This window comes from Bacteroides acidifaciens, assembly GCF_024623065.1.
GTDB classification, from domain to species: Bacteria; Bacteroidota; Bacteroidia; order Bacteroidales; family Bacteroidaceae; genus Bacteroides; species Bacteroides acidifaciens.
In genome coordinates, this window is sequence record NZ_JANJZR010000008.1 from 83,449 (window position 1) to 95,386 (window position 11,938).

8 protein-coding genes are annotated in these 11,938 nt (G+C 47.9%); 2 read left to right on the forward strand and 6 right to left on the reverse strand.

Annotated features, from left to right (window positions below; genetic code table 11):
• Window position 1 precedes the first annotated feature (1 nt).
• The 3 genes from NSB03_RS03925 to NSB03_RS03935 all read right to left on the reverse strand — a co-directional run bounded on the left by NSB03_RS03925 (window position 2) and on the right by NSB03_RS03935 (window position 2,283).
• The gene (locus tag NSB03_RS03925) at window positions 2-205 is read right to left on the reverse strand and encodes a helix-turn-helix domain-containing protein (RefSeq protein ID WP_024988007.1); all 204 of its coding nucleotides are present in this window, start codon (window positions 203-205) and stop codon (window positions 2-4) included.
• 305 nt (window positions 206-510) lie between these two features.
• Window positions 511-1,179: a bifunctional 4-hydroxy-2-oxoglutarate aldolase/2-dehydro-3-deoxy-phosphogluconate aldolase gene (locus NSB03_RS03930; RefSeq protein WP_024988008.1), complete on the reverse strand. Its 669-nt coding sequence runs from the start codon at window positions 1,177-1,179 to the stop codon at window positions 511-513.
• Between the two features lie 78 nt (window positions 1,180-1,257).
• Window positions 1,258-2,283, reverse strand: a complete 1,026-nt coding sequence (locus tag NSB03_RS03935; protein ID WP_024988009.1) for a sugar kinase — start codon at window positions 2,281-2,283, stop codon at window positions 1,258-1,260.
• 252 nt (window positions 2,284-2,535) lie between these two features.
• Here NSB03_RS03935 and NSB03_RS03940 point away from each other — a divergent pair, with 252 nt between their 5' ends.
• Together NSB03_RS03940 and NSB03_RS03945 are read left to right on the forward strand one after the other, a co-directional pair.
• Entirely contained in the window at window positions 2,536-3,600 is a 1,065-nt protein-coding gene (locus NSB03_RS03940) for a LacI family DNA-binding transcriptional regulator (RefSeq protein WP_024988010.1), read from the forward strand.
• Window positions 3,601-3,630: 30 nt separating this feature from the next.
• Entirely contained in the window at window positions 3,631-5,121 is a 1,491-nt protein-coding gene (locus NSB03_RS03945) for a UxaA family hydrolase (protein ID WP_024988011.1), read from the forward strand.
• 141 nt (window positions 5,122-5,262) lie between these two features.
• Here NSB03_RS03945 and NSB03_RS03950 read toward each other — a convergent pair whose 3' ends face one another.
• From NSB03_RS03950 to NSB03_RS03960, 3 genes are all read right to left on the reverse strand, one after another.
• Window positions 5,263-8,541 carry an efflux RND transporter permease subunit gene (locus NSB03_RS03950; RefSeq protein ID WP_257466232.1) on the reverse strand — a complete coding sequence of 1,093 codons (3,279 nt, stop codon included), beginning with the start codon at window positions 8,539-8,541 and terminating at the stop codon, window positions 5,263-5,265.
• A gap of 166 nt (window positions 8,542-8,707) precedes the next feature.
• Entirely contained in the window at window positions 8,708-10,222 is a 1,515-nt protein-coding gene (locus NSB03_RS03955) for a TolC family protein (RefSeq protein ID WP_024988735.1), read from the reverse strand.
• 213 nt (window positions 10,223-10,435) lie between these two features.
• On the reverse strand, window positions 10,436-11,938 hold a 1,503-nt coding region (locus tag NSB03_RS03960; protein ID WP_257466231.1), incomplete at its 5' end, for an efflux RND transporter permease subunit.

Here is an 11,938-nt window from a genome sequence, read left to right on the forward strand (position 1 = left end):
ATCACCTGTCCTTTTTGTCGGTTATCAAGTCCTTCAAATCCACTTGTAGTATCTCCGCTATCTGTTGCAAGGTCTCCAAATTAGGCTGAACCCGATTACAAGCATAGGCATTCACCATACTAAAGCTCTTATCGAGTTTCTTTGCCAACCATGTTTGAGAAATGCCTTTTTCCAAAAGAACAGCCTTTATTCTATTCAATTTCATTCTTTGATATGATTTTATAGTGCAAATATAACAGAAGTGATGGTACAAACAATATTTTTGCGCACTTTTTCACCCCAACTAGTCATTCATAGAAAATATCAATATCCCACTATAGGAAATAATAGAAACAAAACAAGCCACCGAAATGAGTCGCTCATTCCGATGGCTTATCCCCTTTAAACACCTTTAAACAAAATGAAAATATGCCTCATATACTAACTAAACTAACTAACCCTCGAGGCATATTCAAAGAGGCTATCGCATCAACCCCCTTTCTTATATAGATGGCTCTCGCCCTCTAAATCTTATTTACGAGCTTCGGCAATATAACCGAGAGCTTCTTCACATTTTGCAGTTACATAAGCCCAGTCTTCTGCTGCCACTTTATCTTTCGGGAACAATTTAGAACCCATACCTACGCAGAATACACCAGCTTTGATCCATCCAGTCAGGTTCTCTTTAGTAGGTTCCACCCCACCTGTTACCATCAACTTAGACCATGGCATCGGAGCCATTAAGCCTTTCACGAAGTTAGTTCCGTAAACATCACCCGGGAATACTTTGCAAAGATCGCAACCTACTTCCTGTGCAAAACCAACTTCTGATACAGAACCACATCCCGGAGTATAAGCTACCGAACGACGATTACATACCTTAGCAATTTCAGGATTAAACAACGGACCTACTACGAAGTTAGCACCCAGCTGCAAATACATAGCAGCAGTAGCCGGGTCAACGATAGAACCGATACCGATTGCCATTTCAGGACATTCTTTTGCTGCGAACTTAACGATTTCAGCAAATACTTCCTGTGCAAAGTCACCACGGTTGGTAAATTCGAAAGCACGAACACCACCGTCATAACATGCCTTTACTACTTTCTTTGCAACTTCTACATCTTTATGATAGAATACAGGAACCATTCCTGTAGAGCCGATCTTATTCAATACAGCTATTTTATCGAATTTTGCCATCTTATTATTTATTATTTTAAACGAATTGGTAAATGAGTTGTTTTTCAGAATCTCAACTCTCTATTTTCAACTCTCAGCTTATCTCTGTACGCGACCGCTTGCGTCACCACCAGCCAAAGCTTCAACTTCTTCTACAGAAACAAGGTTGAAGTCACCATTAATAGTGTGTTTCAAAGCAGATGCAGCAACGGCAAATTCAAGAGCTTCGCCCTGGTTAGGTTTAGTCATCAAACCGTGGATGATACCACCGGAGAAAGAATCACCACCACCTACGCGGTCGATAATCGGGTCGATATCGTAACGTTTTGAAGTATAGAATTCTTCACCGTTGTAAATCATAGCTTTCCAGCCGTTGTGAGTAGCAGAGAAAGATTCGCGCAAAGTAGAAACTACATATTTGAATCCGAATTCTTTCATCATCTGTTGGAAAATGCCCTTGTAGCCTTCAGCGTCGGTGTGACCAGCCTCAACGTCAGCGTCCGGTTTGAATCCCAGGCAAAGCTCTGCGTCTTCTTCGTTACCGATACATACGTCAACAAACTGCATCAACGGTTTCATGATAGACTGTGCTTTTTCTTTTGTCCACAGTTTCTTACGGAAGTTCAAGTCAACAGAAACAGTTACACCGTGACGTTTTGCAGCTTCGCAAGCCAGACGAGTCAATTCGGCAGCCTTGTCAGAGATAGCCGGAGTGATACCAGACCAGTGGAACCAGTCAGCGCCTTCCATGATAGCGTCAAAGTCGAAGTCAGCAGCATCGGCTTCAGCAATAGCAGAGTGAGCGCGATCATAGATAACCTTGCTGGGACGCATAGAAGCGCCAGTTTCAAGATAGTAGATACCTACACGGTCGCCACCACGAGCAATAAAGTCTGTCTTTACACCATACTTACGCAATGCGTTAACAGCAGACTGTCCGATTTCATGTTTCGGCAATTTAGTTACGAAATAGGCGTCATGTCCGTAGTTGGCACAGCTCACGGCAACATTCGCTTCTCCACCACCATATACTACATCAAAAGAATCAGATTGAACAAAACGAGTATTACCCGGAGTTGATAATCTAAGCATGATTTCGCCTAATGTAACGACTTTCTTTCCCATAATCTTATGTTTTAAATTCTAAGTTGTTAATATTATAAACTTTCAATTTATCATTTTACACCCATTTCCCAGGTTAACACACTGATAATACGTCTATTAAACCATTAAAAGGCTAACATCACATACATTTCGTGTGCGGGCACAAAGATACAACAATTTTCGTAATTACAAAAATTGTTATATATTTGTATCGAAAATATTAAGATTATTATTGTGTGCGAGCACATATACCTATATAAATAAGGTTATCGTATGAATAAATTGCCCGAAAGGATTAGAATCAAAGACATTGCCCGCCTGGCGGATGTATCGGTGGGAACAGTAGACCGTGTCATTCACGGACGCAGCGGAGTATCGGAAGCAAGCAAAAAGCGCGTAGAAGAAATATTGAAGCAGCTTGACTACCAACCTAATATGTACGCCAGCGCCTTGGCATCCAACAAAAAATATACATTTATATGTCTTTTGCCGGAGCATTTGGAAGGTGAATACTGGACAGCCGTGGAACTGGGCATCCATGAAGCTATCGCTACCTATTCGGACTTCAACACTTCAGTGAAAATCAACTATTACGACCCATACGATTATCATTCATTTGTTGACGCAAGCGAAGCGATTCTCACTCTTCAGCCGGACGGGGTGATGGTAGCTCCCACCGCCCCCCAATATACAAAGGGGTTCACAGATCGGCTGCAAGCATTGAATATACCTTATATATATATAGACTCAAATATCAAGGACGTTCCTCCCCTCGCCTTCTTCGGTCAGAACTCACGTCAAAGCGGATACTTTGCCGCACGGATGATGATGCTACTGGCACGGGACGAGAAAGAAATCGTCATTTTCCGCAAAATCCATGAAGGAATTGTAGGTTCTAACCAACAGGAGAACAGAGAAATCGGTTTCAGGCAGTACATGGAAGAGCATCATCCGTCTTGTAATATACTGGAGCTTGACTTGCATGCCGAACGCAACGACGAAGACAACGAGATGCTGGATGAATTTTTCCGTGCCCACCCGACGGTGAAGAACGGAATCACATTCAACTCTAAAGCCTATATAGTTGGCGAATACCTGCAAAGCCGCGGAAAGAAAGATTTCAATCTGATAGGCTATGACCTTCTGGAACGGAATGTCACCTGCCTGAAAGAAGGAAGTATCTCCTTCCTCATCGCCCAGCAACCGGAACTGCAAGGCGCCAACGGTATAAAAGCTCTTTGCGACCACCTCATCTTCAAAAAAGACGTGACCTGCATCAACTATATGCCTATCGACTTGTTAACGGTAGAAACAATAGACTATTACCATAGCAAATAACAACAAAGTACAACTTTACAAGTACATTACATGGAAACAAAGTATTTAAGAATTAATCCTGCCGACAACGTAGCCGTTGCCATTGTTAACCTCCCGGCAGGAGAGCATCTTTCTGTAGATGGCATTGAGATTACATTGAACGAAGACATTCCTGCCGGACACAAATTCGCATTGAAGAATTTTGCTGAAGGCGAAAATGTAATCAAGTACGGTTATCCTATCGGACATGCACGAATGGCAAAGAAACAAGGTGACTGGATGAACGAAACGAACATCAAAACCAACCTCGCCGGATTACTGGAATATACCTACAACCCTATTCAGGTTTCTTTGGATATTGCCCGCAAAGACCTTACTTTCAAAGGTTACCGTCGCAAAAACGGTGATGTAGGCGTAAGAAACGAAATATGGATTATCCCGACCGTAGGTTGCGTGAACGGTATCATCGGTCAATTGGCTGAGGGACTGCGTCGCGAGACTGAAGGCAAAGGTGTGGATGCCATCGTCGCTTTCCCGCACAACTACGGCTGCTCACAACTTGGTGACGACCATGAAAATACGAAGAAGATTCTTCGCGACATGGTGCTCCATCCCAATGCAGGCGCCGTATTGGTAGTAGGCTTGGGATGCGAAAACAACCAGCCGGACGTATTCCGTGAATTCCTGGGCGAGTTTGATGAAGATCGTGTGAAGTTCATGGTTACTCAAAAGGTAGGTGACGAATACGAGGAAGGAATGGAAATCCTGCGCGATTTGTATGCAAAGGCTTCTAAAGATGAACGTACCGATGTTCCTTTGTCCGAGCTTCGTGTGGGATTGAAATGCGGAGGTTCCGATGGCTTCTCCGGCATTACGGCAAACCCGCTACTGGGCATGTTCTCCGATTTCCTGATTGCACAGGGAGGCACAAGCGTATTGACCGAAGTACCGGAAATGTTCGGTGCAGAGACTATCTTGATGAACCGTTGCGAAAACAAAGATTTGTTCGAGCAGACCGTCCATCTGATTAATGATTTCAAAGAATACTTCCTGTCACACGGAGAGCCTGTAGGCGAAAACCCTTCTCCGGGAAACAAAGCCGGCGGTATCTCTACATTGGAAGAAAAAGCACTGGGATGTACCCAAAAGTGCGGAAAGAGTTATGTATCCGGCGTGATGCCTTACGGCGAACGTTTACAGAAAAAAGGTCTTAATCTGCTTTCTGCCCCAGGCAATGACTTGGTTGCAGCCACCACCCTTGCAGCAAGCGGATGTCACATGATTCTTTTCACCACCGGACGCGGTACTCCTTTTGGTACTTTTGTTCCAACCATGAAGATTTCCACCAATTCGACGCTGGCTAAAAACAAACCGGGATGGATTGACTTTAACGCTGGTGTGATTATAGAAAACGAACCGATGGAAAAGACTTGCGAACGCTTCATTGATTATATCCTCAAAGTGGCAAGCGGTGAATTCGTAAACAATGAAAAGAAAGGTTATCGCGAAATCGCTATCTTTAAAACAGGCGTAACCTTATAAGGAACTCTTTATCTGATAAAACAAATATATCGAAGATAAAAAGAAACATTGTTAGAACTATAGAGTTGCTATCCTCCACTCAATGATAAGTTGAACAAAAAAGCGTAGCTTTATCCTATCTAAAGCTACGCTTTAGCATCCTTAAAGCATAGCTTTAGATGCCACAAAGCTCTTCTTTTTCAACGTCAGCACCGGTAAGAAAATAAATACCCCGATTACGGACATTATCAATCCCCCGATAGTGCCTGCCGCCAACGGGAACCAAAAACCTTCTTTCTCCGCTCCCGCCATGAAAGGGATAAAGCCCAGGATAGTGGAAGCAACCGTCAGGAAGATAGGTATTACTTTCGTGTTCCAGGCTTTCACATACGAAAGCCGCGGAAAACGCTTGCGAACGGAATTATATTCATTCAGGATATAGATACTCGCATTTACCGTAATACCGCAGAGCAGGACAAAAGAAGCAAAACCTCCCTGGTCGAAGTTCAGCCTGAACCAGTAGAACGTCAGGAAAACGCCGATATAGGATACCGGAATCACAAAGATAATCGCCAACGGCTGTTTCAGAGAATTGAACAGGATACTTGTGATAAAGAAGATGATGGCAATCACTATCAGGAGCAGACGATACTGCCTGTTGTCCTTTCCACCCCACGACCAGTTGTAACCCTCTGCCTGGGCAGTATATCCCATCGGAAGAAGTTCGTTGAACTCTTCCAGGTCTTTCTTCAGCAGTTTGTTTCCCTGTTCCGAAGAGCCGATATACTCATATTGCAGGCATAGCCGGTACTGCTGGTTCTCCTTCGCCACTTCCTGCGGCATCTGTCCCTTTTCCACGGTTGCCAGTTCCGAAAGCTTATACTCTTTGCCGCCCGCCTCGAAAGGGTAATGCTGCATTGCCCATACATCCCTCTCTTCCGACTGCCGCGAAGACAGCTTTATCTTTTCCGTGCCCTCTTCCGTCACCACCGAACCGATTTCCATATTCCGCCCATATACCGGACGGATGGCGGAAAACAGTCTCCCGGCTCCAATCCCTTCCTCTGCCATCCGCCGTTTGTCCAGATTGAAATAGAATTCCGTGTAATCATCCTTCCACCAGGAGAAATCGGAACCGATGGTCACTTCCCGGATACGGCGGTGGGACAAAAGCTTTTCTTTCAACTTTTCCGCCTGTGCATACAACTCGTCATAATTGTACCCGTACATTTTCACCCGAAAAGAGCCCGCATTCTCACGCACGTTGTTACTGAATCCCTGGTCCTGCAATCCGTAGATGCTCCAGTCGCCGCCGCCCAGTTGGAGCGCCTTGCCGATCATATTAGCCTTCAGCGTATAGGGAAAACCACTTTTCTGGTGTTCTTTCGTGAAATAAATATGGATGGATGCCCTGCGGGCACTCTCTACAGAGGTCTGAAACTGCCTGATTTCCTTAAAGCCGCTCAGATAGGTTTCCATCTTCTTAACCAGTGCATTCATCTGTTCCAGTGTACTGCCATTCGGCAGATTGGCATTGGCGTGGAGCACCACCTCTTCATTGCGGGTAAAGTAACTCCCTTCGTATACCTTCTGCACAAACAGTCTTAACGTTCCTCCCAACGCCTTGTCAACCACCGGTTTCACCTTTTCCTTATAAGTGGAAGTACCCAGCGTCTTATTATAAGCTTCCGCCCACTTGCCGTCCCCTTCCATCTTTTCCGGAAGCAGAAATACCGGCAATCCGAAAGCCAGCAATAACAGTATGCAGACCGCCACCCGCCAACGGCAGAGAACCCGTATCAGCCACCTATAAAAGCGGCTGAAGTAAACCGGAACACGCCGCATCTTCGAACGTATCCACATAAAGGGACGCACGCAGCCCATCCGCTGTCCCGATTTCAGCTTCAGCTTCAACTTTGGTTTTGAAGGAGAAATTCTTTTCCGCTGTTCCAGTCCGATTTTATCAATCAGGGAAGGGACAAAAAACAGGGCGACCAACAAAGAAACTCCCAGATTGATAATCACCACAGCGGCAAAGTCCTGCAAATTGAGCCGTATCTTCTCATCCAGGAAGAAAATAATAACCAGTGCCCCTATCGTTGTCAGCGTAGCTGCCAGTACGGACATGAACACCTTCCGGTTCCCGCGCCTCAGATAGTGGTCGCTCATCACAATGGTATTGTCAATCACAAGATTCAAAGAGACGGTGATGCCTGCCAAAGAGTATAATTGCATCTCCAATCCGAACGCATAATAAAAAATAACGGCTATCGCCATATTGACGGACAGGCTGACTACAATCAGAAACAGATATTCAGGACTGAAAGTAATCAGCAATACAAACAGAAGCAGAATGGCTACCGTCACTCCCGTACGCAGATAAATCCTGTTCAGTTCTTCCCGGATAAACTCTGTCGCGTCATAACCGGTGTGAATCTCATATCCTGCCGGAAGCTGCGGCCGGATGCCGTCCATATACGCTTTCACTTCCTTGCTCAACGCCAACTGGTTAGCCGTTTCCTCCGCCACGACAGACAGGTAAATCGAGTTCAGCCCGTTAATCCGGTAATAGCTCTGAGGCTGCTCTTCCACACGGGACACCTTCACCAGCTCATTCAGGCCGGTCATTCTCCCGTCTTTCATCTTTACCTGTATGCGTCCCGCATCAAAATCCCGGCTTTCCGGTTCGAAGTCTTTGTTTTCAGATTCGGGGACCAGCGCCAGACGTATCCACTGCCTGTCCGAAGCGCCCTGTTCCACATCATAAGTACCCATGAACTCTTTCTGATAATGCAACCGGACCGCCTCACGGATATCATCCGTGCTTATCCCGAGCGTGCGCAACTGTTCGGAATCATACTCCAACCGCCACTCCATCGGGGTAGCACCGCTAAGGTTAATCTTATAAATCCCCGAAAGCTGTGCCAGGCGTGTTTTTATATGTTCTTCCGCGTACCGCTGAATCAATACAGGCGTAGCGGGCGCATTGATGGTAAACGTCATGAAAGGAGACTGGCTGCCCTGTCCCGGGCTCTGCATCTGAATATACGGGTAGCTCACCCCGTCCGGCAGTTCCGGCCACGTCTGGCGGATAATGGTGGAAGCTTCAAAGCGGGCGACTGCCGCATCCACATGCTTGTCCAAATTCACGCTGATACTTCCCCAACCGTTTCCCGAAGTGGAGTAAATTCCCCGAATCCCTTTCACGCGGGCAAGCATCGCCTCCAGTTTGCTGGTAGCCGTCATCTCCACCACACGAGCCGAGGTGCCCGGCATGCTGAAACGTACCGTGAAGCCGGGCAGCGTCCGTGACGGGTTCAGTTTGACAGGCAACAGCGGAACAAGCGCCAGACCGACCAGCGCCACACAGACAAAAGCCACAATCAGCGTAAAGGCGGAAGCCTTCGGGGATTTGTTTATTTCAGATTCCATAGTTTGCATTATCATCATTCATTATATTTCACCACAGAGGACACGGAGGGCACAGAGGTTTAATCTTTTTTATTCACTATAGAGCAACACAGAGCCTCACACATTTATCGCCCTGTTTTACTTGCGGAAAGAGAACGGGAAGACCTCTGTGTCCTCCGTGTCCTCCGTGGTGAACTCATTTAACCAGCTTCCCCCCATTGAAATCGAACCTGTCCGAAAGGGAAAGCTTCGCGGCGAAGTCGAACAGGGTAAGCCGGCGTATCTTGTAATAATTCAGCCAGTAGCTCTGCAAGGCGGAAATATAATTCCGCTGTGCCTGCTGCTGGCGGTTGAGTGAAAGTGTCAGGCTGTTAATGTCCGCCTTGCCGATGATAAAACGCTGTTTCGTCTCATGATAAGCAAGTACGGACAAATCCAGCGCCTCTTCCGCGCTTGCTATCAGCTGCTGCTGGATATTGAAATCGCTCACTGTCATAATCACTTCCTCTTCGATGCTTATTTCATCCTGGCGTGCCGAAATCTTCACCACGTTCAGGTTATTGCGCGCCATATTATACCTGCCTTTGCGGACACCCCAATCCAGTAACGGGATAGAAACGCTAACTGCCACCAAATCCTGCTGCATCGGTTTATGATACACATCCCCGAAATTATCCGCCACCTGGTTGAAACCGACGCTCGCGTTCACGCTCGCGTTGAAACGGGACTCTTTCTTTGTCTTGTCCACATTCCGCTGCGCTTCCAGCACGTTCTGCTTCAATTCCAGCAATTGGGGGTTGTTGCTTCTCCCCCAGTTCAAAGCCTCGTCCACCGGAATCTCTATCATGCCCGGACGGGAAGGGAGTTGCAGTTCGATTTGCGTATTCTTGTCCAGATTGAGGAAAGACGCCAGGGAGAACATCGCCCGTTTCAGGTCGCTCGCCTTGTTCCGAAGGGTGTTCTGCGCGTTGACACGGTCCAGTTTCAATGTCAGCAGGTCGGCTTGTGAGATGGCGGCTATCCGGTGGCGTTGCTGCCCGATGCGGTAGAGCGTGTCCGTAGACGCCAGGTTGTCCTTGGCGAGGTTGTATTCGGCCTGCGCCATGGCGAGGGAAAAGAAATAGTTCGTGGCCGTTTCCGAGACTTTCTCCACGTTATAAAGGAACTCCTTCTTCACGCGCTCGTATTTCAACGGTTCGATTCGGCGCTCCCACTTGAAAGGATTGTATCCTACCAGGCTCTGCGAGTATCCCAGCCTTATCGGGACACTGGTGAGTTGTGTCGCGCTGTTCGCCCCGAAGCTGCGCATATAGGCAAGGTTCGATTCCAGGTAGAAGGTACCACCGGTCAGGTCGAGGTTCTGACGCACGCTCAGTCCGCCATAAGCATAGAACGACTGTTGCGTGCGGTACACGTCGAGGTTGGACCCCGAATCGTAACGCTTCGTTATATCACGGTTATATTGTGCCGGGGTCAGGTCCAGCGTCAGGCTGGGAAGGCGGTTTGCCTTGTATGTCCGGTATTCCCAATAGCCGGAGAGGTACATGTTCTGCGTGCGGAACGACTCCAGGGAGCTGTCGTTGGCAAGAGCGATCGTACGCTCCAGGTCAAGCACAAGGCGTTGCTGCGCATGCAGCCCTTGCAAGCCGGTGCAGGAGAAAAACAACCCGGCAAGCAGGCTGTTATGAATGAGACGGGATGGATGGGTCATGGTTATCACTTTTTTATATAAGAGTTGTCAATGTTACAAACAAGAGGCATGGTTGTGCCAGGTAATGAATACGATAGTGCCAAACTATGGGAACTGTTGTGCCAAGCTATATGAAACAACCGTGCCAGACTATGGAAACTGTTGTGCCAGGCTATACGAAACAACCGTGCCAAGCTATGGAAACTGTTGTGCCAGGCTATACGGACCGGAGTGTCAGGCCGGAGGCGCCGCCTTACGGCGGTAAATGAACCAGTAAAGCAACGGGATGATGAACAGACTGACAGCAGTGCCCACGGCCATCGTCCCTATCATGGCAACGGACAACGGCTTTTGCAGTTCCGAACCCATATCCGAAGAGAACAGGAGCGGGACCATGGCGGAAACCGTAGTCAGCGAGGTCATGATAATGGGACGCAGGCGCCTGCGTCCGGCTTCATGGATGGCTTCCAGCAAAGGGACGCCCGACTTGCGCAGTTCGTTGATGGCGTCCAGCTTCAGGATGGAGTCATTGATGACGATACCGCAGGTGACGATTAGCCCGATGGCCGACATCAGGTTCAGCGTATGCCCGCAAACCCAAAGCAGCAGAAGCGCGAATGCCACGTCTATCGGGATTTCCGCCAGGACAAGCAAGGGTTGAAGAAAGCTCTCGAACTGTGCAGCAAGGATGAAATACATCAGCAACAGGGAAACAAGGAGGATCACTACCAGTTCGTCCAGCATTTCCCGGTTTGAGAAGAAGCTGCCGGAAAAGCCGGTGTCCCACTCCCCGGTGTGTCCGGCTACCCGCTTCACGTCTTTTATCAGCTTCTCCGCATCGCGCACTCCGTAAAAATCGAAGGGCACAAATTCCCCGTTACGCCCGGCGGTGATGCTTTTCAGGTCTTCGGCGGGAGACACCTTCACCAGTTCCCGGAGCGGGATATATTCTATATTGCCTTGGTTATCCGGCTGTGTCTGCACCAATGTCTCCTGCAAGACCCTGTTCACGGTCTTTTCATTCCCTGCAATAGTAATCGGAAGATACTGCTGGTAGGAATGCAGCATGGTCACGCTGTTCTCGCGGAAGGCCGTTTTCAAGACACGGTAAAGTTCGTTATAGGAGACACGGTAAAGCAGCAGTCTTTCCTTGCTGACGCTCAGGTCCAACTGGTTCTCAAAAGCGATGCCCGTAGGATTGGTTCCGGTTTCTTCTGCCAGCTCATGCTCCAGGTTGCGAATCGTTTCCGCAACAGGAGCCTGTGCCCTGTTACGGGCATAAAACTCGGCTGTGATATCCGGCTCACCTGTCACGAAGAGCTTCTCGAATACCGTCTCCGGTGGAGAGAAGGAAATGACGGAGAGCGGATAACGTTCTTTCAATCTCCGGTATATCTCCTGTTCCAATGGGGCAATCTCGCCGGAAGTTTCCGTACGGAAATAAAGTTCCGCTTCGGAAGAGGAAAGCTCCCTCTCCCGGTTCAGGATAAAATCCTGCCTGCCGACAGAAGCCGTCTGTTCCAGAGAACGGCCGTCCAGTTCCTTAAAAAGCGCGTCCACACGCTTCCTGTTTTCATCCACGTGGATATTCTCATTCCATTCTATGCGGACAACCAGCTCGTTTTCTTCGATACCGGGCATCCGCTCCTTGTCTATAAAGAAAAAGAAGAATACGCAGAGCGGAATGGAAACGGCGCAAAACAATACACTGAACGTTTTATGACGGAATACCCAGTC